This is a genomic window from Citrobacter sp. C13, assembly GCF_014596815.2.
GTDB lineage: Bacteria > Pseudomonadota > Gammaproteobacteria > Enterobacterales > Enterobacteriaceae > Citrobacter > Citrobacter portucalensis.
In genome coordinates this window covers 3321522-3343957 of record NZ_CP115024.1, presented here as the reverse complement: position 1 = coordinate 3343957, position 22436 = coordinate 3321522, and the positions used below count along the sequence as shown (strand labels likewise).

Here is a 22436-nt window from a genome sequence, read left to right as displayed (position 1 = left end):
ATAAGAACAGCATGTGGGCGTTATTCATGATAAGAAATGTGAAAAAACAAAGACCTGTCAATCTGGATCTGCAAACGATCCGGTTCCCAATCACGGCGATAGCGTCCATTCTCCATCGCGTATCCGGAGTGATCACCTTCGTGGCGGTCGGGATTCTGTTGTGGTTATTGGGTACCAGCCTTTCCTCCCCTGAAGGTTTCCTCACCGCGTCATCCATTATGAATAACTTCTTTGTAGAGTTAATTCTGTGGGGGATCCTGATTGCGCTGGCATATCACGTCGTAATGGGCATTCGCCATCTGTTGATGGATTTTGGCTATATCGAAGAAACCCTCGAAGCAGGGACACGCTCCGCCAAAATTTGTTTCGTTATCATTGTCGTGCTTTCACTTCTCGCAGGAGTCCTCGTATGGTAAGCAACGCCTCCGCATTAGGACGCAACGGCGTACATGACTTCATTCTGGTCCGTGCTACCGCTATCGTTCTGACGTTATACATCATCTATATGGTCGGTTTCTTCGCCACCAGCGGCGAGCTGACGTATGAAGTCTGGACCGGTTTCTTCTCATCGGCATTCACCAAAGTCTTCACCCTGCTGGCACTTTTCTCCATCTTGATTCATGCCTGGATCGGCATGTGGCAGGTGTTGACCGACTACGTTAAACCTCTGGCTGTGCGCCTGATTCTGCAACTGGCTATCGTCGTTGCGCTGGTGGTTTACGTCATTTATGGATTTGTTGTGGTGTGGGGTGTGTAATGAAACTGCCAGTCAGAGAATTTGATGCTGTTGTGATTGGTGCCGGCGGCGCAGGTATGCGCGCGGCGCTGCAAATTTCCCAGAGCGGTCAGACCTGTGCGCTGCTCTCCAAAGTGTTCCCAACCCGTTCCCATACCGTATCCGCGCAGGGTGGCATCACCGTTGCGCTCGGTAATACCCATGAAGATAACTGGGAATGGCACATGTACGACACCGTTAAAGGGTCGGACTACATTGGTGACCAGGACGCTATTGAATATATGTGTAAAACCGGTCCGGAAGCGATTCTGGAGCTGGACCACATGGGGCTGCCGTTCTCTCGCCTCGACAATGGCACAATTTATCAACGTCCGTTTGGCGGCCAGTCGAAGAACTTCGGCGGCGAGCAGGCGGCTCGTACAGCGGCAGCGGCCGACCGTACCGGTCATGCACTATTGCACACGCTGTATCAGCAGAACCTGAAAAACCATACCACCATCTTCTCCGAGTGGTATGCGCTGGACCTGGTAAAAAACGCCGATGGCGCAGTTGTCGGTTGTACCGCGCTGTGTATCGAAACCGGTGAAGTGGTTTACTTCAAAGCCCGTGCGACCGTGCTGGCCACCGGCGGTGCTGGCCGTATTTATCAGTCCACTACTAATGCCCACATCAATACCGGTGACGGTGTTGGTATGGCTATCCGCGCTGGCGTGCCGGTGCAGGATATGGAGATGTGGCAGTTTCACCCAACCGGTATCGCCGGTGCTGGCGTTCTGGTAACAGAAGGCTGCCGTGGTGAAGGTGGCTACCTGCTGAACAAACACGGTGAGCGCTTCATGGAGCGTTATGCCCCGAATGCGAAAGACCTGGCGGGTCGTGACGTGGTGGCGCGTTCCATCATGATCGAAATTCGCGAAGGTCGCGGCTGCGACGGCCCGTGGGGTCCACACGCCAAACTGAAACTCGACCACCTGGGTAAAGAAGTGCTGGAATCCCGTCTGCCGGGCATTCTCGAACTGTCCCGTACCTTTGCTCACGTTGACCCGGTCAAAGAGCCGATTCCGGTTATCCCAACCTGCCACTATATGATGGGCGGTATTCCGACCAAAGTCACTGGCCAGGCGCTGACCGTGAATGAGCAGGGTGAAGATGTGGTGATCCCTGGGCTGTTTGCCGTCGGCGAAATCGCCTGCGTATCGGTTCACGGCGCCAACCGTCTTGGCGGCAACTCGCTGCTGGACCTGGTCGTATTTGGTCGTGCGGTTGGTCTGCACCTGCAGGAATCTATCGCTGAGCAGGGTGACCTGCTGGATGCGACCGAAGATGAAATCGACGCTTCTCTGGCGCGTCTGAACCGCTGGAACGGTAACCGTAACGGTGAAGACCCGGTGGCGATTCGCAAAGCGCTGCAAGAATGTATGCAGCATAACTTCTCGGTATTCCGCGAAGGCGATGCGATGGCGAAAGGTCTGGAAGAGCTGAAAGCGATCCGCGAACGCCTGAAAAATGCCCGTCTGGACGATACCTCCAGCGAGTTCAACACCCAGCGCGTTGAGTGTCTGGAGTTGGATAACCTGATGGAGACCGCGTACGCCACTGCAGTATCTGCAAACTTCCGTACCGAAAGCCGTGGCGCGCATAGCCGCTTCGACTTCCCGGAACGTGATGATGAAAACTGGCTGTGCCATTCCCTGTACCTGCCAGAATCGGAATCCATGACGCGACGTCAAGTCAATATGGAACCGAAGCTGCGCCCGGCATTCCCGCCGAAGATTCGTACTTATTAATGCGGAGACAGGACAATGAAACTCGAGTTTTCAGTTTATCGCTATAACCCGGATGTTGACGACGCTCCGCGCATGCAGGATTACACCCTGGAGGCGGAAGAAGGGCGTGACATGATGCTGCTGGATGCCTTGATGCAGCTGAAAGAAAAAGATCCGTCGCTGTCGTTTCGTCGCTCCTGCCGTGAAGGGGTTTGTGGCTCCGACGGTCTGAATATGAACGGCAAAAATGGACTGGCCTGTATCACTCCTATTTCTGCGCTGAATCAGCCGGGCAAAAAAATTGTCATTCGCCCGCTGCCGGGCTTACCGGTTGTGCGCGATTTGGTGGTAGACATGGGGCAATTCTACGCACAGTATGAGAAGATTAAGCCTTACTTGTTGAATAATGGGAAAAATCCGCCAGCTCGTGAGCATTTACAAATGCCAGAGCAGCGTGAGAAGCTCGATGGGCTGTATGAATGTATTTTGTGTGCATGCTGCTCAACGTCCTGCCCATCATTCTGGTGGAACCCGGACAAGTTTATTGGCCCGGCAGGCCTGCTGGCAGCGTATCGCTTCTTAATTGATAGCCGCGATACCGAGACCGACAGCCGCCTGGAAGGTTTAAGTGACGCTTTCAGCGTATTCCGCTGCCATAGCATCATGAACTGCGTCAGCGTATGTCCGAAAGGACTGAACCCGACGCGTGCCATCGGCCATATTAAGTCGATGCTGCTCAAACGTAGTGCGTAAGTTGTTGTAGTGGTTGCCGGATGGCGACGTAGCGTCTTATCCGGCCTACGGGTTATGTACCTTGTAGGCCTGATAAGTGAAGCGCCATCAGGCAATATAAGTGCAGGAAACCTCTAAAAACTGCCACATTATTAGACAGTTTTTAAAGGTTCCTTAGCGGACGCAGAAAACACGACAGTCCGCAACAAGTGAACCCCGGCACGCACATCGGTGTGCGTGGTAGTATCCACGGCGAAGTAAGCATACAAATGCTTAAGGGATCACGATGCAGAACAGCGCTTTGAAAGCCTGGTTGGACTCTTCTTACCTCTCTGGTTCAAACCAGAGCTGGATAGAACAGCTCTATGAAGACTTCTTAACCGACCCTGACTCGGTAGATGCTAACTGGCGTTCGACGTTCCAGCAGTTACCTGGTACCGGAGTCAAACCGGATCAACTCCACTCAAAAACACGTGATTATTTCCGTCGACAGGCGTTGATTACCCCACGTTACTCTTCTTCTATTTCCGACCCTGATGCCAATGTGAAGCAGGTTAAAGTCCTGCAGCTCATTAACGCCTATCGTTTCCGCGGTCATCAGCATGCGAATCTCGATCCGCTGGGACTGTGGCAACAAGAAAATGTGGCCGATCTGGACCCGTCTTTCCACGATCTGACCGATGCGGATTTCCAGGAAAGCTTTAACGTAGGTTCTTTTGCCGGCGGCAAAGACACCATGAAGCTGAGCGACCTGGTTGTCGCGCTGAAACAAACCTACTGCGGCCCAATTGGCGCCGAGTATATGCACATCACCAGCACCGAAGAAAAACGCTGGCTTCAACAGCGTATCGAGTCTGGACGTGCCGCGTTCAGTAGTGAAGAGAAGAAACGCTTCCTCAGCGAACTGACCGCAGCGGAAGGTCTGGAACGCTACCTGGGCGCTAAGTTCCCGGGTGCAAAACGCTTCTCGCTGGAAGGCGGTGATGCGTTAATCCCAATGCTCAAAGAGATGATCCGCCACGCCGGTAACAGCGGTACCCGTGAAGTGGTACTGGGCATGGCGCACCGTGGTCGTCTGAACGTTCTGGTTAACGTACTGGGCAAACGCCCGCAGGAACTGTTCGACGAATTTGCGGGCAAACATAAAGAACACCTCGGCACCGGTGACGTGAAGTACCATATGGGCTTCTCGTCTGATATCGAAACCGAAGGCGGCCTGGTACACCTGGCGCTGGCGTTTAACCCGTCGCACCTGGAAATCGTTAGCCCGGTAGTTATCGGTTCCGTACGTGCACGTCTGGATCGTCTGGACGAGCCGAGCAGCAATAAAGTCCTGCCAATCACCATTCACGGTGATGCGGCAGTTACCGGGCAGGGCGTGGTTCAGGAAACCCTGAACATGTCGAAAGCGCGTGGTTACGAAGTGGGCGGTACCGTTCGCATCGTTATCAACAACCAGGTGGGCTTCACTACGTCTAACCCGCTGGATGCGCGTTCTACACCGTACTGTACCGACATCGGTAAGATGGTTCAGGCGCCGATTTTCCACGTGAACGCGGATGACCCGGAAGCGGTCGCTTTCGTGACCCGCCTGGCGCTGGATTTCCGTAATACCTTTAAACGCGATGTCTTCATCGATCTGGTGTGCTACCGCCGTCACGGCCACAACGAAGCCGACGAGCCGAGCGCAACCCAGCCGCTGATGTATCAGAAAATCAAAAAGCATCCGACCCCGCGCAAAATCTACGCTGATAAGCTGGAAGCGGACAAGGTCGCCACGCTGGAAGATGCGACTGAAATGGTCAATCTGTACCGTGACGCGCTGGATGCTGGCGAATGCGTAGTGAAAGAGTGGCGTCCAATGAACATGCACTCCTTCACCTGGTCGCCGTACCTCAACCACGAGTGGGATGAAAACTACCCGAACAAAGTTGAGATGAAGCGTCTGCAGGAGCTGGCAAAACGCATCAGCACTGTACCTGAAGCGGTTGAAATGCAGTCGCGTGTTGCCAAGATTTACGGCGACCGTCAGGCCATGGCCGCAGGCGAGAAGCTGTTTGACTGGGGTGGTGCAGAGAATCTGGCTTACGCCACGCTGGTTGACGAAGGCATTCCGGTCCGTCTGTCTGGTGAAGATTCCGGTCGCGGAACCTTCTTCCACCGTCACGCGGTAATTCATAACCAGGCCAACGGTTCAACCTACACTCCGCTGCAGCATGTGCATAACGGACAAGGCACCTTCCGCGTATGGGACTCCGTACTGTCTGAAGAAGCCGTGCTGGCGTTCGAGTACGGTTATGCCACAGCAGAACCGCGCACGCTAACCATCTGGGAAGCACAGTTCGGCGACTTCGCCAACGGTGCGCAGGTCGTTATCGACCAGTTCATCTCTTCCGGTGAGCAGAAATGGGGCCGTATGTGCGGTCTGGTTATGCTGCTGCCGCACGGCTATGAAGGTCAGGGTCCGGAGCACTCCTCCGCGCGTCTGGAACGTTATCTGCAACTTTGCGCTGAGCAAAACATGCAGGTTTGCGTCCCGTCTACCCCGGCGCAGGTTTACCACATGCTGCGTCGTCAGGCGCTGCGAGGTATGCGTCGTCCGCTGGTGGTGATGTCACCGAAGTCGCTGCTGCGTCATCCGCTGGCGGTGTCTACGCTGGACGAACTGGCAAATGGTACTTTCCTGCCAGCCATTGGCGAAGTAGATGAACTTGATCCTAAAGGCGTGAAGCGTGTCGTGATGTGTTCTGGTAAGGTTTATTACGACCTGCTGGAGCAACGCCGCAAGAACGACCAAAAAGATGTCGCCATTGTGCGCATCGAACAGCTCTATCCGTTCCCGCATAAAGCGGTGCAGGAAGCGCTGAAACCATTTGCTCACGTACATGATTTTGTCTGGTGCCAGGAAGAGCCGCTCAACCAGGGCGCATGGTACTGCAGCCAGCATCATTTCCGTGAAGTAATTCCATTTGGGTCAGCTCTGCGTTATGCAGGTCGCCCGGCCTCTGCCTCTCCGGCAGTAGGGTATATGTCCGTTCACCAGAAGCAGCAACAAGATCTGGTAAATGACGCGCTGAACGTCGATTAAATAAAGGATAAATAATGAGTAGCGTAGATATTCTTGTTCCCGACCTGCCTGAATCCGTAGCGGATGCAACGGTTGCAACCTGGCACAAAAAACCGGGCGATGCAGTACGTCGTGATGAAGTACTGGTAGAAATCGAAACTGACAAAGTGGTACTGGAAGTACCGGCATCAGCGGACGGTATTCTTGATGCGGTTCTGGAAGATGAAGGGACAACCGTCACTTCTCGCCAGATCCTCGGTCGCCTGCGTGAAGGCAATAGCACCGGTAAAGAAACCAGTGCTAAGTCTGAAGAGAAAGATTCTACTCCGGCACAGCGCCAGCAGGCGTCTCTTGCTGAGCAGAACAACGATGCCCTGAGCCCGGCGATCCGTCGCCTGCTGGGTGAGCATAACCTCGAAGCCAGCGCTATCAACGGCACCGGTGTCGGCGGTCGTATCACCCGTGAAGATGTTGAAAAACATCTGGCGAAAGCTCCGGCTGCGAAAGCCGAAGCAAAAGCCCCGGCTGCAGCACCTGCACCGCAGGCTCAACTGGGCGCGCGTGGCGAAAAACGTGTTCCGATGACTCGTCTGCGCAAACGCGTAGCCGAGCGTCTGCTGGAAGCGAAAAATTCTACCGCCATGCTGACCACGTTCAACGAAGTCAACATGAAGCCAATCATGGACCTGCGTAAGCAATACGGTGATGCGTTCGAGAAACGCCACGGTATCCGTCTGGGCTTTATGTCTTTCTACGTGAAAGCGGTTGTTGAAGCGCTGAAACGCTATCCGGAAGTGAACGCGTCCATCGACGGCGATGACGTGGTTTACCACAACTACTTTGATGTCAGCATGGCGGTCTCCACGCCGCGTGGCCTGGTCACGCCGGTCCTGCGTGATGTGGATCTGCTGGGTATGGCTGACATTGAGAAGAATATTAAAGAACTGGCAGTTAAAGGTCGCGACGGCAAGTTGACGGTCGAAGATCTGACGGGTGGTAACTTCACCATCACTAACGGTGGTGTGTTCGGTTCCCTGATGTCTACGCCGATCATCAACCCACCGCAGAGCGCCATCCTGGGTATGCATGCCATCAAAGATCGTCCGATGGCGGTAGACGGCAAGGTTGAAATCCTGCCGATGATGTATCTGGCGCTGTCTTATGACCACCGTCTGATCGATGGTCGTGAGTCAGTAGGCTTCCTGGTAACCATTAAAGAGTTGCTGGAAGATCCAACGCGTCTGCTGCTGGACGTGTAGTTAATAAGAGTATCACCTGCCCCGTAGGTCTGGACGCTTATCAGACCTACGGGTAAAAGATAACGATTACCTGAAGGATGGACAGAACACATGAACTTACATGAATATCAGGCAAAACAACTTTTTGCCCGCTATGGCTTACCGGCACCGGTGGGTTATGCCTGTACTACTCCGCGTGAAGCCGAAGAAGCTGCATCTAAAATCGGTGCTGGCCCGTGGGTAGTGAAATGTCAGGTTCACGCTGGTGGCCGTGGTAAAGCGGGCGGTGTGAAGGTGGTAAACAGCAAAGAAGACATTCGCGCTTTTGCTGAACACTGGCTGGGTAAACGTCTGGTCACTTACCAGACAGACGCTCATGGCCAACCGGTAAATCAGATTCTGGTTGAAGCCGCGACCGACATTGGTAAAGAACTTTACCTCGGCGCAGTTGTTGACCGTAGCTCCCGTCGCGTGGTCTTCATGGCCTCTACCGAAGGCGGCGTGGAAATCGAAAAAGTGGCGGAAGAAACCCCGCATCTGATCCACAAAGTGGCGCTCGATCCGCTGGCAGGCCCGATGCCTTACCAGGGGCGTGAGCTGGCGTTCAAACTGGGTCTGGAAGGTAAACAGGTTCAGCAGTTCACCAAGATCTTCATGGGTCTGGCGACTATCTTCCTGGAGCGCGATCTGGCGCTGATCGAAATCAACCCGCTAGTTGTGACTAAGCAGGGTGACCTGATCTGCCTCGACGGCAAACTGGGCGCTGACGGCAACGCACTGTTCCGCCAGGCTGACCTGCGCGAAATGCGCGACCAGTCTCAGGAAGATCCGCGTGAAGCGCAGGCTGCACAGTGGGAACTGAACTACGTTGCGCTGGACGGCAACATCGGTTGTATGGTTAACGGTGCGGGCCTGGCAATGGGCACCATGGACATCGTTAAGCTGCACGGCGGCGAACCGGCTAACTTCCTCGACGTTGGCGGCGGTGCGACCAAAGAGCGTGTAACCGAAGCGTTCAAAATTATCCTCTCTGATGACAATGTTAAAGCCGTACTGGTTAACATCTTCGGCGGTATCGTACGTTGCGACCTGATCGCTGACGGTATCATCGGCGCGGTAGCAGAAGTAGGCGTAAACGTTCCGGTCGTGGTACGTCTGGAAGGTAACAACGCTGAACTCGGCGCGAAAAAACTGGCTGATAGCGGCCTGAATATTATTGCAGCGAAAAGTCTGACGGATGCAGCTCAGCAGGTTGTTGCCGCAGTGGAGGGGAAATAATGTCAGTTTTAATTAATAAAGATACCAAGGTTATCTGCCAGGGCTTCACCGGTAGCCAGGGGTCATTCCACTCTGAACAAGCGATCGCTTACGGTACGCAAATGGTCGGTGGCGTTACGCCGGGCAAAGGCGGCACCACGCATCTGGGTCTGCCAGTGTTCAACACCGTACGTGAAGCAGTAGAAGCGACCGGCGCAACCGCCACCGTTATCTACGTTCCGGCGCCATTCTGCAAAGACTCCATCCTGGAAGCAATTGATGCAGGCATCAAGCTTATCATCACCATCACCGAAGGTATCCCAACGCTGGATATGCTGACCGTGAAAGTGAAGCTGGATGAAGCTGGCGTACGCATGATCGGCCCGAACTGCCCAGGCGTTATCACTCCGGGTGAATGTAAAATCGGTATCATGCCGGGCCACATTCACAAGCCGGGTAAAGTGGGTATCGTTTCCCGTTCAGGTACCCTGACCTATGAAGCGGTTAAGCAGACTACCGACTATGGTTTCGGCCAGTCTACCTGTGTAGGCATCGGTGGTGACCCGATCCCAGGCTCTAACTTCATCGACATCCTGAAGCTGTTCCAGGAAGATCCGCAGACTGAAGCGATCGTCATGATCGGTGAGATCGGCGGTAGCGCGGAAGAAGAAGCGGCTGCTTACATCAAAGATCATGTAACCAAGCCGGTTGTAGGTTACATCGCGGGTGTGACTGCGCCGAAAGGTAAGCGTATGGGTCACGCGGGTGCGATCATCGCGGGTGGTAAAGGTACAGCGGATGAGAAATTCGCTGCGCTGGAAGCTGCAGGCGTGAAAACTGTTCGTAGCCTGGCCGATATCGGCGAAGCGCTGAAAACCGTTATTAAGTAAGAAATAAAAAAACAGCCCTGACTCTCTGCATAGTCAAGGGCTGGTCCCGTTTCGACATGGTTGGCCATCTGATGATGGCCTTTTTTATGTCTGCAATTCATCTTTTGTCTGTGCGTTATTTTTATAACCTGCTTAAAGCTATACGATTTTTCTTCTGTAGGTAATAACCATCATGGCATTCAATATTTATCTTGCAATTTGATCATAATCATCTGCATAAATGAGATTATTTTTTGCGGTGAGCATCATTCTTTCTCCTGATGAAATTCTGCATATTACCGGCTTTAATTTCATTAATGCCGGAGGATACCGTGTCGTTGAAAATCCAGGATGATTACCTACAACGTTTTTTCTCGATAGCAAAAGTATTCTCCAGTGCGACTGGATTAGCCACTGTTGTGGTTGATGTTAGCGGAAAAACTCTCTCGGATTGCCATAACTTTAATTCGTTCTGCACATTAATGCGGGCGGATGAACGCTATTGTGTGAGTTGCCAAAAGTGCGACAAGTATTGTGCTTTTGAAGGATTAAAACACCTTAAACCCAGAATACTCAGCTGTCACGCAGGGCTAAGTCTGTTTTCTATGCCATTAATTCGCGAGGGGCATCTGTACGGTTTTATGCTCTGTGGGCAGGTGCGGGCAAAATATCAGGAATATAAAACTATCGTTATTGATAATGAATGCTCATGGATGGATGAACCAAAAATAAAAGCTGAATGGAGTCAGGTAGCGGTAGTAGATAATAATGCGCTGGTGGCATCAGCTAATTTATTAAGTTTTATTGTTGATAATTTCGGGACAGAACAGCAGCAATCGGATGAGTTTGTTATTCCGCCGACCAGTTACACGCGTCATTATTTTACAGAACCTTCCCGACACGAAAAAAAGCTTCTGGCAGCGTTGCGTTATATTGATGAGAATTTATATAGTGAATTATCTCTGGAATCCGTAGCGGCTCATGTCTGCTTAAGCGCAAACTATTTCAGCCGTTTTTTTAAGAAACGGCAGGGCGTTAACTTTAAAACCTGGGTGAATCAGAAAAAAATGCAAAAAGCGGGGGAGTTATTGCACGATCCCATTCATTCAATAGACAGCATTGCCCGGAAACTCCAATACGCACAAACCAGTTACTTTTGCCGCGTTTTCCGGGCGGCGCATCAAACGTCGCCCCAGTCTTTTCGTCATGCCAGACTGTCGCAGTAAAGGTTTTCTGGCAGCGTGATGGCTTCAGGGATAAAAGAGAGCCGATCGCTCAGGGTTACCACATCACCAATCACTATCAGCGCAGGGGGGAGGATGTTAGCTTCCTGCGCCTTGCTCAGTAGTGAACCGAGCGTACAGGTCAGTCGGCGTTGGTTATCCCGGGTGGCGGACATAATTAGCGCTGCAGGTGTATCTGCCGATTTTCCACCCATCAATAATTCCTCACAGATAAACGCCAGATTGGCGATACCCATGACGATAACCAGCGTACCATTCAGTTTGGCCAGCTGACGCCAGTCCTGCTGTTGGTTGCCTTCCCGCGTATGACCGGTTACCACGTGAAATCCCGAGGCGAAATCGCGGTGTGTTACCGGAATCCCGGCATAGGTCAGGCCACCAATAGTTGAGCTGATACCCGGCACCACTTCAAACGGGATTCCCGTCTCGACGAGATCCTCAACTTCTTCAGCCCCACGTCCAAAAACATACGGATCGCCGCCTTTCAGACGCACAATATTATTGTGCGTTTGGGCATACTGGACAAGCAGTGCATTGATTTCATCCTGCGGTACACAATGGAAGCCTGGGTTTTTGCCGACATTGATAAGCAGACAATCAGGTAATGCCCATTCCAAAATTTTAGGATTGACCAGCCGATCGTAAATAATGACATCAGCCTGTTTAATGCACATCATTGCTTTGAGGGTAAGTAATGAAATATCACCGGGACCTGCCCCAACGAGCCAGACCTTTCCGAAAGTTTTCACATTGTGTCCTTTATCACATCATTCAAAAAAAGGCAGAAACTACATCAAGGAATGATAAAAAGCAGTCGTTTGCCCGTAAGTTATAACGTGAAATTATCCAAAATTATCGCACTGATAATATTGATTAATCTCGCAAAGTTTTTTCTGCAATAAACAAGATAACTTGAAAAATTATTAAGAACTTATTGGCACTATTTGCTTGGATTTAACCTTATTTAAATTGTGTTTATTGTTGCCCTTGAGTATTATCGGTTAATATTTATCCGCCATCAGTGTGAGCAAATCATGGATTGGATCAATGACATTAATGGATGAAATAAAATATAACTCTCGGTGCTTATCTGGGTATCTTGAATTATTTTTTATAAATTAAACTATTTTTGCACGCTGCATATGGAAGAGGTTATGAGAGGAAAAATACCTAAGACGGAGTTGCTGGTAACTTTTGAAGTTGTTGCGCGTCACGAAAGTTATACCCGGGCAGCTGAAGAGCTGGCTTTAACACAAAGTGCTGTTTTCCGCCAGGTAAATGCACTGGAGGATTTTCTCAATACCGCGCTATTTAATCATGCCAAAAAACGCATTTTTTTAAATGCGGCTGGCAAACACTATTTAAGTATCGTTAAAGAAACGTTAAATAAACTTGAACGAGATACGACGACGATAATGACCTGGCAGCCAACGGTACAGGTTATTGAGCTGGCGGTGAATCCGACGTTCAGCACGCACTGGCTGATCCCAAACCTGCGTGAATTTAACAAACTTAATCCTGATATTATCGTGAACATTCATTCCCTGGCGAATATTGGTGATTTTCTCAATCGAGAGTATGACGCGGCAATTATGCGTGAAGACTTTTATTCGCCATGGTCAGGGGTTGAGTACCTGTTTGAAGAGGAAATTCTGCCGGTATGCAGCCGCTGTTTGCTGGCCGAACCGGAACGAAAACTGGCGGTGAACGAATTACTAAACGAATTTCCGCTCTTGCACCAAAGTACGCGCATCAAAGGGTGGCAGGAGTGGTTTGCGCTGTCAGATGTCAGCAGTCCGCTGGTGAATAAAGGTCCGAGATTTGATTTGTTATCGATGCTGATCGCGGCGGTCCGTTCTAATCTGGGCGTTGCGCTGCTCCCGCGTTTTGCCATTCAGCACGATCTGGACAGTGGTGATATGGTCATTCCTTGCGATGTTCCAATGCGTACCGGGAATCGATTTATTATGACGTGGCGTGAAGAGAAATCGGAATCCGAGCATTTACAGATTTTCCGTAACTGGTTGCTCAGTAAGTCCGTGGTATCGGCTGCCTGAGGGTGGCTTGCGCCTTATCAGGCCTACAACGATGGGTAGGCCGGATAAGACGCGTTAGCATCGTTATCCGGCAAAAGAACGGCTACCAATCAATCCCAACCTGTGCCTGAATACCGCGGTCAAACGCGTGTTTGACCGGGCGGATTTCACTGACCGTATCGGCCAGTTCCAGTAACAGCGTATGGCATCCGCGCCCTGTGACGATAACGCTCTGACCGGCAGGGCGATTTTCGATGGCGCTGATAACCTCTTGCGTATCCAGATAGTGGTAAGCCAGCATGTAGGTGAGTTCATCCAGCACCACTAGATCGTAATGCGCATCAGCCAGCATGCGCTTACTCTCCTGCCACACAACCGTTGCCGCCTCGATATCTGCTTGCCGATTTTGGGTTTCCCAGGTAAATCCGGTGCCCATAATATGGAACTCGACGCCGAGCGGTTGCAGTGTGTTGTACTCGCCATTATCCCACTGACCTTTAATAAACTGCGCGATGCCAACGGTTTTTCCGTGACCCACTGCGCGCGTTGCCGTGCCAAAGGCTGCGGTGGATTTTCCTTTTCCGTTGCCGGTGAAGACAATCAGGATCCCTTTCTTCTCCGTTGCAGCCGCTACGCGGGTATCAACCTGCTCTTTCAGCTTCTGCTGACGCTGACGGTGTCTGTCGTTATTGGCGCGCGCTTCCATGGAAACTCCTTAATGCCCTGCCGGACAAGTTGCGCAGCGATGCTGCTGCTCGAACTGGCTAAAGAAGTTATTGCCTTTGTCATCCACTAATACGAAGGCCGGCATATTTTTAACTTCCATCATCCATACGGCTTCCATTCCCAGTTCGGGATATTCAAGGCACTGCAGGCTTTTCACGTACTGCTGCGCCAGCAGGGCTGCGGCACCGCCAATGCTGCCGAGGCTAAATCCACCGTGTTTGTGACAGGCATCAGTGACCTGCTGGCTGCGGTTACCCTTGGTGAGCATAATGAGGCTGCCGCCTTGTGCCTGGAAAGCATCGACATACCCATCCATGCGCCCGCCGGTGGTGGGCCCCATCGAGCCACAGGCCTGATTTTCCGGGGTTTTGGCGGGACCAGCGTAGTAAACGATATGCTTTTTCATGTATTCCGGCATAGGTTCGCCGTTATCCAGTCGTGCTTTGATGTTCGCGTGGGCGATATCGCGAGCGACAACAATCGGGCCGCTTAACGACAGGCGTGTACCAATGGGCAGAGCGGAAAGGTCATGCAGGATGTCACGCAGCGGACGGTTCAGATCCAGTTGTACGGTCTGAGCGCCGTTTTCTACCCGGTGAGAATCGGGGATAAATTTGCCCGGATTATGCTCGAGTTTTTCCAGCCAGATACCGTGTTTATTAATTTTGGCCTTAATGTTGCGGTCGGCAGAGCAGGAGAGGGCCATCGCGATTGGGCAGGAGCCGCCGTGGCGCGGTAAGCGAATTACGCGGATATCGTGGGCAAAGTATTTGCCGCCAAACTGCGCCCCGATGCCAAACTCGCGGCTGGCATTGAGCAACTCGGCTTCCAGCGCCGTATCACGGAACGCCTGGCCCAGCTCGTTCCCGCTGGTGGGTAGATTATCGTAATATTTGGTTGAAGCCAGTTTGGCGACTTTCAGCGCCTGGTCGGCGGATAAGCCCCCAACCACAAAAGCGATGTGATATGGCGGGCAAGCGGCTGTACCCAGTGATTTCATTTTTTCGATCAGGAACGCAGTGAGTTTTTCCGGCTGTAGAATGGATTTGGTTTCCTGGTACAGTGCAGCTTTGTTAGCTGAGCCGCCACCTTTATTGACGAACAGGAAACGGTATTCGTTACCTGGGGTGGCGCTAATATCGATTTGTGCGGGCAGGTTGGTCTGGGTATTGACCTCGGTATACATATCCAGCGGGGCATTTTGCGAGTAACGCAGGTTGTTTTCGGTAAAGGTGGAATACACGCCTTTGCTTAATGCTTCTGCGTCATCGCCGCCGGTCCAGACATGTTGTCCTTTGCTGGCCACAATGGTTGCCGTCCCGGTATCCTGGCAGTTGGGCAGTACGCCTTTAGCTGAAACCTCTGCATTGCGCAGCAGCTGCAATGCGACGTACTTATCGTTACTGCTGGCCTGTGGGTCGTGCAAAATGCTGGCAATCTGTTTTAAATGTCCGGCGCGCAGGAAAAATGAAGCCTCATAAAACGCCTGCTGTGCTAACAAGGTTAACGCTTCCGGTGCAACCTTGATCACTTCCTCTCCGTCTAACTCCGTTACCGTAACGTGCTGGTTACTCAGTAATTCATACTCGGTACTATCTTTACTCTGAACAAAGAGTTCCTGCCAGACAAATGGTTTAGACATGTTTACTTCTCACCTCTTCGTGTTGTTTGCCGGATGGCGCTCCGCTTATCCGGCCTACGATTAACGCATTGATGTAGGCCGGATAAGCGAAGCGCCATCCGGCGTAAAGTTATTTGGCTAAAAAGACATTGGCTTTTGTTGCTTCGGCGACATATTCGATAGTTTGCTGGGCTCGAACGCTGTTACCGGCTGCATCCAGCGGCGGAGAATAGACCGCAATCGCATATTCGCCAGGGACAACGGCAACCATGCCGCCGCCGACGCCGCTTTTCGCCGGGATGCCAACGGTGTACAGCCATTTACCGCTACCGTCGTAAAGCCCGGCGATTGCCATTTCTGCCAGCACCTGCGGAACATATTTCTCGTTCAGCAACTGTTTACCGTTGAACGGAGATTTGCCTTTGTTCGCGAGTACGGCACCCATTTTGGCCAGTTGCTCAACGGTGATATCCACCGAGCACTGGCGGGTATAAATTTCGACGGCTTCGTCAGTGTTGCCATAGAAGCTGTTATAGGATTCCATCAGCTTGGCCAGCGCCTGATTGTGCTGGTTGGTTTCCATTTCAGATTTGAAAACCGGTTCGTTCACGGTGAGAGTGGCATCGGCCCAGACGTTCAGGTTGTCGAGAATTTTGTTCCAACGATCGGTTTTGTCTTTGGCTTCGATCAGGCTAACGGTGCTCATGGCCCCGGCGTTTACCAGCGGGTTTTCAGGCGCGCCTTTGGTCAGTTCAACGGCTAAACCTGAGTTGAATGGCATACCGGTGGCATTGGCGCCAAGTTTATCCAGCACTACCTGAGGACCGTGCTGCTCCATGGCGAGCGCCATGGTGAACACTTTACTCAGGGATTCCATTGGGAAAGGTTTGTTAACATCGCCAACCTGGTAGATCTTGCCGTCCACCGTCGCAATGGTGATGGCAAAATTTTTCGGGCTATAGGTCGCCAGAGCAGGGATGTAGTCGGCGACTTTTCCATCGTTGTTACTTTTGTACTTCTGATGAGCCTGTTCTATCAGCTTGGCGTAGTCGGGCGTGGTTTGCGCGAATGTGGTTGCGCTAAACAAGACGCTGAAAGAAAAGAGACTCACGCCGAGAATTGTTTTATTCATTATGCATTCCTGTTGGTGTTGTTGGGAAAACTATCCTGTAGGCCGGATAAGGCGTTCACGACGCCATCCGGCGTTAACACGGTATAATTGCCGGATGGCAACGCTGACGCGTTTTATCCGGCCTACGATTAGTCGTTCTTCTACTGTTAGGACAAAGCGACTTCCGTTTCGGTAACCGGACGTTCTTGTTCCGGGGTCTTCACCGGCGCAGTTCCACGGCAACCCTGGCCGTAGTGTTCGCCTTCCCAACGGCCCACGATGGCAGCACCCATTGCGTTACTCATAACGTTGGTGGCGGAACGACCCATATCGAGGAACGGATCGACACCCATCAGCAGAATCAGGCCAGCTTCTGGAATGTTGAACTGGTTCAGGGTTGCAGCGATAACCACCATTGATGCGCGCGGTACGCCTGCCATTCCTTTTGAGGTCAGCATCAGGATCAACAGCATGGTGATTTGCTCGCCCATGCTCAGTTCGATGTTGCACGCCTGGGCAATAAAGACGGTGGCAAATGAGCAATAAGCCATGGAACCGACCAGGTTAAAGGAATAACCGATAGGCAGAACGAAGCTGGCGATTTTTGAAGAAACACCGAATTTTTCCAGCTTGTCCAGCGTACCCGGGAAGGCGGCTTCAGAGCTTGAAGTGGTAAAGGCCAGCAGAGCGGGTTCGAGGATTGATTTAGTTAACCGTGCGATGCAAGGCCCGACGATCATAGTAGACAGGCCAATCAGGATTGCCCACAGCATACCCAATGTCAGGTAGAACTCACCCATGAAGATCCCGGCGCTAACCATCACACCCAGACCACGTTCGGCAATCAGACCTGAAATAGCGGCAAAAACGGTCAGTGGTGCAAACAGCATGACGTAACCCGTCAGCTTCAGCATGACGTGCACCAGTGAATCCAGCACTTTCACGATAGGATCGGCTTTTTCACCAATCGCAGCGAGGCTGCAACCGAGGAAGATTGAGAACACGACGATCTGCAGAATTTCGTTACGCGCCATCGCATCGACAATACTGGTCGGTACCGCGTGTGAGATGAATACTTTCAGCGTGAATGGCTCTGACTTAACGGCGGCAACGGCTCCGACGTCATGTGGCACAAAGTTGATACCTGCGCCTGGCTGGAAGATATTAACGATAACCAGACCCAGTGCAATTGACACCAGAGAGGCGCAAATAAACAGGAAGAAGGTTTTCGAAAATATACGTCCCAGCGTTTTGGCATCGCCCATTTTGGCAATACCCACAACCAGAGTTGAAATAACCAATGGAGCGATAATCATTTTCACCATACGTAAGAATATAGTGGTGAAAATGGAAATATCTGCTGCATAAGATTTTGCTGTTTCAGCCGCGGCCATATTATTTATGGCCACCCCGGCAATCATGCCGAGTATCAGGCCTAATATGATCATCTTCGTTAAACTAATTTTCTTCATGTGTACTCCATCGGATAAAGGCTGGTAATTGGAATTGTGTAGGGTGGCGTGCGCCTGAACCTGGACAGCAGCTCAGACGCACGCCTGTTGTGACCAACCGCATGAATAATTCGAAGCACTGTGATACAGCTGAATTCTGTGCTCCAATGGTTGTTATTGTGTTTTTTTGTTACAAGTCAAACTCAATACTTAATAATGGAGCGTGTTGCTGCGCACCATAAACATCATTGTCACCGACATTGCCGGAAATAATATCCCGTGGCATGACGATTTTTACGGCATTCGCTGGATCGAACCAGACGATATTGTGAATAAACTCAGGCTCAACATTATATAAACCGGCAATAAGCTGCGGCGTTAATTGCTCGCAGGCTTTTACCCGCTGATAGTCTTCCCTTGTTTTAAATAAAATATCTAAAACTAGTTCGTACGGTCCGGCGTTTTTGGAACGAATTACTTGCGCCAGTGAACAAATTGAGTGTTTCATGCCTGAACTCCTTCTGGCGTCACCTGTTCAATGTGGAAATCAAAACGCAGCGCATCGCTCGCTTCAATCAGGTGATAGATCGAGAACTCATACACCGGTCCACTTTGAATATCAGATGGCGAGAACGGGAAGGCGAGGTTGCCCGCAGTCGCAATGCGATTTTCATAGCCGTAGTGCAGCAGGGTAGAGCGCACAAGCGAGCAAACGCTGTTGGCGATATCCTGCGTTGGCGCAACGACATCCAGTAAAATTCCCAGTTCATGGCCCGCAGTTTTCATCGGCTCATGGTTGCCCATCACACCGTTCTTACCGTACAGGTGGAACGTCATGCGAATACTGTCGTCATTCAGCGAGAGGTTACGTGCCACGCTTGCCTGTACCTCTTCAAGAATCGTGTCAATCCCGGCAATCATAATCGGGTCACGTGTTCCGGCGATGGTCAGGCAACGGAAGCCAACCTGGCGTGCACCTTCCAGTTTCAACGCATACGGTGTTTCTTCATGGCGTGAACCGCTGACATACACTTCACCCTCGTTAACCTGGGTGAAAGTGCATGCCTTCAGGTTCAGCACACCGCCTGGCCCTGGCAGGAAGTACGGATCTGACTTTTCGTACAGGGTGTGTGCTGCTGCGGAAGTCTCGGTGAACTTACGCTTGGGATTGAACGCCTTCAGCGTAAAGCCGTTATCGTCAATGATTCCCATCGCACAATCTGAGCCGGAACCAGGGGTGGCGGCAATGGCTGCACACTCAAGGATCTTACCGCAATGAAGCGCCAGACCTTCATCAAAGCCCTGCATAATCGGCAGCGCGGCGAAGCAGGCCGGATCGTAGGCACGTCCGCCCAGGACCACCTGCGCACCGGCTTTCAGCGCACGCTGGAAAGGCTCGATGCCCATTTGTGCGACAATGTAGGTGCTCTCTTCAATGGCCTCGTGAGTCAGTTCCGGCACAAAATCGAGCGCAGTGATTTTGCCGTTATCCAGCGCCTGATGAACGATTTCTTTGTCGACATCAGACGGAATTAGCGCCATTGAGAAAGACAGTTTTTCTTCCTGCGCGATCTCATGGATTATCTGGCGACACCACTCCAGATGCGGAGCTGCGCCAGAACCACCAGCTGTGCCGATTACTACCGGGATGTTGTTCTTAACGCCTGCCACAATCATATAGCGCAGATCGCGTTTCACACCGGCCCTGTCAGTAAAGGGTTTACCTGCCCCCAGGTAGTGGGGGCCAGGATCGGAGGAACCTGCGTCAACAGCAATAAGATCCGGTGACTCTTCCATGGCTTTACGAAAACTTTCTTCCGGGAAGCCATAACCCAGGATAGCCGTAGGCGATAAGATCTTAAATGTGCGTGCCATCTCTTAATCCTTAGTTTGCAACAACGCGATGGTGCGGTTCATTTCGTTAAACACGATGTTGAGACCTTCATCGAAACCCATACCCGGTTTAACCAGCATGCGCATTGGACGCGCGGCAAGTGCCACGTGTACGCAGGTGCGGGCACTGATCTCGGTTTCGTTACAGGTACCGCCCTGATAGGCTTCCATCGCGTGTTTGTTGCAATACAGCACCGCATCAACGATGTTGTGAATACCGCCCAGATCCGGAGTCTTGATCTGTACCATGTGGCAGCTGCCTGCATCGGTAAAGTCCACGATATCCTGATAGGTGTTACACCATTCATCCGCAACGATTTTCACGCCGGAACCCAGACGAGTCAGCTCTTTGGTGATGGCGGTCAACATGCGGATCTGATCCGGCTTGTTACCGGCATCAACCGGACCTTCGATATACAGCGGCAGACCCTGGGCTTCGGCTTCCAGGCTGGCGATGTATTCGGCGCAACGCACTGGATCCATATCGAAGATCAGACCGATCGTGCCGTACACATCAATGTGCAGCGTCGGGTGATAACGTTCGCTGGTGCGCAGGCTTAAGATGCGGTCGGATAACCAACGTACATACTCACGCAGTTTTTCGCCTTTAAAGCCCAGCTTCTCTTCCACGTTGTTGATCAGCGCATGCGGCAGGACGTCCACACCTTTGAGGATCATCTTATCAACGGCGATATAACGGTCGTCACCGCTCTGACCAAATAATGGAATGGCTTCCGGGACGCACGGCAGTTGCCATTCATCGCAAACCACTTCAGTTTTCAGACGACCGGTAGCCAGCGCCGCAGCGTCGAGCAGCGCCTGAGACAAACCATAGCGGACGGCGGTATGCAGCAGATGACCGTCAATACGCAGTTGGTCAAAGAAACGCGCGTTCGGCAGGAACGAATCAACGTCACGACCTTCCAGTAACGGCTTGATGTGGTCGTTGAGGAACGGAATGAAGTTTTCAGCCAGGAACAGTGGGTCACGACCGCCTGCACCTGAATATTGCACCGCTGCGCAATCGCCCACAGCTACCGCGCCGTTTTCCAGAATCAGCTGTACGGAAACACATTCACCCGCCTGACGAACAGACGTAAATCCAGGCGTTACCGGATCGCCGGTATAGATAAACCCGTCATGACCGGCACCGTTTTTGATGGCCTGCTGATCGTCAAAATAAAATGAGGAGTAGCCAGCTGTGAAAAGGGCCTGTTTAATTTTCATTATGGTCTTCCTATTAATTTACTGTGGGATACGGCGTTGATGTCATCAATGACCATCTGGAAAGAAGGCTTGCGACCTTCGAAATGTGCGCGCTCTGCAACGTAGTCGTGGTGCAGGGCGAGAATATCTTTCGGCAGCGGCACTGCACCGGCTTCAAGAATACGGATTGCGCCTGTGTTATCGCGAACAGGCAGGATCTTACCGGCGTTACAGGCGGCAGGAGCGAAAGGCACATCCAGCACGCCAGCTTCAAAGGCCAGCACCGTACCGCGCGCAATGTCGCCATTGCCCAGTTCGAAGACTTTCTTCAATACCGCGCGGACTTCGCTCTTAATCAGGTCAACTTCCTGCTCCACGGCAGCGCACTGCGGGAATTTCTGATCGCTGACCATGTTGAGCATCTGGCGTGACGCTTTCAGACCCTGGGCGTTAGCTGCCGCGGTTGGGATACCGAATGCTTCGTGCGGACTTTTGGTAATGACTTTTGTGGCACCAGACATACCGGCAACCGCTGCACCCCAGGCGATAACGGAGAAGGCTTTTGCTTCATCTTCCGGGAATCCGCCCATCCACTGGTGGAAAACGGTGCTCAGCTCGTAATCGTCGAAGCCATGGTTATGGAAGTATTCGTGGGACAGTTCACGCAGTGCCTGAATAGCAGCGATATCCTGTGTCAGGCTACCGACCTGGCCGTAACCGACGGTAATAGACTTCACGCCCTGCTCCAGCGCCAGCAGACCTTCGATAATCGCGACTGAGTGGGACATGAACGGCGGGATCAGCGTGCCGGTCAGCGGACCAAACGGCTCACGGTTGATGCGAATGCCGTTCTCTTCGTACAGACCCATCAGACGGTCGCAGTACTGCCAGTCGCGGATAGATTTTTCCAGGGTGACGCGTTTGGCGTAAGGGATGTTGTAGGAGATACCGCCGCCTTCGTAGCTGGTAAAGCCACTGGCCATGGCGATTTCTGCCAGCAGACGCGCATCCGGTGTACCGTGGCGAACCTGGATCGGTTTATCCAGCGATTCAGTCATACGACGGCAGGCAGCAACCCCGTGATTGACGACCGGTAAACCATTCAGCTTGGAAGTACCTGCTTCGATGGATTTTTGGATCCCGACAGCGGCTTCTTCATAGCGGTTCAGACGGGTATAGGCATCGATAGTACTTGGCAGGAGGTCGCACTCTTCCTGCAATGTTTTGAGCAGCGCAATATGCTCATCCATTAATGCCACACCTGCGCGCGGCTGGCTCAGAGTTTTACCCTCCTGATCGGCCTTCAGCAGGGCGAGGGAGAAACGCTTTTTCTCTGGAATTGATTGCTGGTACTTCACGCCATCTTCGAAGTTCTCAACGTCTTTACCGGTTTCCCAGGTTTGTAACACCTGATGCCTTTCGGTCATGAATTCGTCATGGGTCAATTTTTTATTTCGAAGTTCCATTCGTAGCTGCCTTAAGT

Annotated in this window: 19 protein-coding genes; 10 read left to right on the top strand and 9 right to left on the bottom strand. The window is 52.0% G+C overall.

What is annotated here, in order from left to right:
* Positions 1-11 precede the first annotated feature (11 nt).
* The 9 genes from sdhC (at position 12) to IB222_RS16080 (ending at position 10891) form a co-directional block, all read left to right on the top strand.
* On the top strand, positions 12-416 hold the full coding sequence (sdhC, locus tag IB222_RS16120) for a succinate dehydrogenase cytochrome b556 subunit (RefSeq protein ID WP_188055285.1): 405 nt from the start codon (positions 12-14) through the stop codon (positions 414-416).
* Positions 410-757 (top strand): succinate dehydrogenase membrane anchor subunit, encoded by a 348-nt coding sequence (gene sdhD / locus IB222_RS16115; protein WP_003831408.1) that lies wholly within the window; start codon positions 410-412, stop codon positions 755-757. The genes sdhC and sdhD overlap by 7 nt, the downstream gene beginning before the upstream one ends.
* Positions 757-2523 carry a succinate dehydrogenase flavoprotein subunit gene (gene sdhA / locus IB222_RS16110; protein ID WP_003831409.1) on the top strand — a complete coding sequence of 589 codons (1767 nt, stop codon included), beginning with the start codon at positions 757-759 and terminating at the stop codon, positions 2521-2523. The genes sdhD and sdhA overlap by 1 nt, the downstream gene beginning before the upstream one ends.
* Positions 2524-2538: 15 nt before the next feature.
* The gene (gene sdhB / locus IB222_RS16105; RefSeq protein ID WP_003022921.1) at positions 2539-3255 is read left to right on the top strand and encodes a succinate dehydrogenase iron-sulfur subunit SdhB; all 717 of its coding nucleotides are present in this window, start codon (positions 2539-2541) and stop codon (positions 3253-3255) included.
* A gap of 265 nt (positions 3256-3520) precedes the next feature.
* Entirely contained in the window at positions 3521-6322 is a 2802-nt protein-coding gene (gene sucA / locus IB222_RS16100) for a 2-oxoglutarate dehydrogenase E1 component (protein ID WP_003831411.1), read from the top strand.
* Between the two features lie 14 nt (positions 6323-6336).
* Positions 6337-7560 carry a 2-oxoglutarate dehydrogenase complex dihydrolipoyllysine-residue succinyltransferase gene (odhB, locus tag IB222_RS16095; protein ID WP_003022925.1) on the top strand — a complete coding sequence of 408 codons (1224 nt, stop codon included), beginning with the start codon at positions 6337-6339 and terminating at the stop codon, positions 7558-7560.
* A gap of 90 nt (positions 7561-7650) precedes the next feature.
* Positions 7651-8817, top strand: coding sequence for an ADP-forming succinate--CoA ligase subunit beta (gene sucC / locus IB222_RS16090; protein WP_003022927.1), 1167 nt, complete (start codon positions 7651-7653; stop codon positions 8815-8817).
* The gene (gene sucD, locus IB222_RS16085) at positions 8817-9686 is read left to right on the top strand and encodes a succinate--CoA ligase subunit alpha (RefSeq protein ID WP_149384143.1); all 870 of its coding nucleotides are present in this window, start codon (positions 8817-8819) and stop codon (positions 9684-9686) included. The genes sucC and sucD overlap by 1 nt, the downstream gene beginning before the upstream one ends.
* 311 nt (positions 9687-9997) lie before the next feature.
* Entirely contained in the window at positions 9998-10891 is an 894-nt protein-coding gene (locus IB222_RS16080; protein WP_149384144.1) for a PocR ligand-binding domain-containing protein, read from the top strand.
* Here the strand turns inward: IB222_RS16080 and cobA are convergent.
* A complete protein-coding gene (gene cobA, locus IB222_RS16075) occupies positions 10870-11658 on the bottom strand; it encodes a uroporphyrinogen-III C-methyltransferase (protein WP_003831416.1) in 789 nt (262 codons plus the stop codon). The genes IB222_RS16080 and cobA overlap by 22 nt on opposite strands.
* Before the next feature lie 405 nt (positions 11659-12063).
* On the opposite strand from cobA, the gene IB222_RS16070 reads away from it, so the two are divergent.
* Positions 12064-12966 carry a LysR substrate-binding domain-containing protein gene (locus tag IB222_RS16070; RefSeq protein ID WP_003022936.1) on the top strand — a complete coding sequence of 301 codons (903 nt, stop codon included), beginning with the start codon at positions 12064-12066 and terminating at the stop codon, positions 12964-12966.
* Positions 12967-13048: 82 nt separating this feature from the next.
* Here IB222_RS16070 and cobO read toward each other — a convergent pair whose 3' ends face one another.
* The 8 genes from cobO to IB222_RS16030 form a co-directional block, all read right to left on the bottom strand.
* On the bottom strand, positions 13049-13651 hold the full coding sequence (gene cobO, locus IB222_RS16065; protein ID WP_063940686.1) for a cob(I)yrinic acid a,c-diamide adenosyltransferase: 603 nt from the start codon (positions 13649-13651) through the stop codon (positions 13049-13051).
* 9 nt (positions 13652-13660) lie between these two features.
* Entirely contained in the window at positions 13661-15313 is a 1653-nt protein-coding gene (locus IB222_RS16060) for a class I fumarate hydratase (protein ID WP_003831421.1), read from the bottom strand.
* A 109-nt stretch (positions 15314-15422) separates the two neighbouring features.
* Complete coding sequence (gene glsA / locus IB222_RS16055; RefSeq protein ID WP_063940684.1) at positions 15423-16424, bottom strand: glutaminase A; 1002 nt, start codon at positions 16422-16424, stop codon at positions 15423-15425.
* A 146-nt stretch (positions 16425-16570) separates the two neighbouring features.
* Positions 16571-17875, bottom strand: coding sequence for a dicarboxylate/amino acid:cation symporter (locus IB222_RS16050; protein ID WP_003831424.1), 1305 nt, complete (start codon positions 17873-17875; stop codon positions 16571-16573).
* Between the two features lie 169 nt (positions 17876-18044).
* Positions 18045-18362, bottom strand: coding sequence for a DUF4387 domain-containing protein (locus IB222_RS16045; RefSeq protein WP_003831425.1), 318 nt, complete (start codon positions 18360-18362; stop codon positions 18045-18047).
* Positions 18359-19729, bottom strand: a complete 1371-nt coding sequence (locus IB222_RS16040) for an acyclic terpene utilization AtuA family protein (RefSeq protein WP_003831426.1) — start codon at positions 19727-19729, stop codon at positions 18359-18361. The genes IB222_RS16045 and IB222_RS16040 overlap by 4 nt, the downstream gene beginning before the upstream one ends.
* Before the next feature lie 3 nt (positions 19730-19732).
* A complete protein-coding gene (locus tag IB222_RS16035; RefSeq protein WP_003831427.1) occupies positions 19733-20974 on the bottom strand; it encodes a methylaspartate ammonia-lyase in 1242 nt (413 codons plus the stop codon).
* Positions 20974-22419 (bottom strand): methylaspartate mutase subunit E, encoded by a 1446-nt coding sequence (locus IB222_RS16030; protein WP_003831428.1) that lies wholly within the window; start codon positions 22417-22419, stop codon positions 20974-20976. The genes IB222_RS16035 and IB222_RS16030 overlap by 1 nt, the downstream gene beginning before the upstream one ends.
* Positions 22420-22436 lie beyond the last annotated feature (17 nt).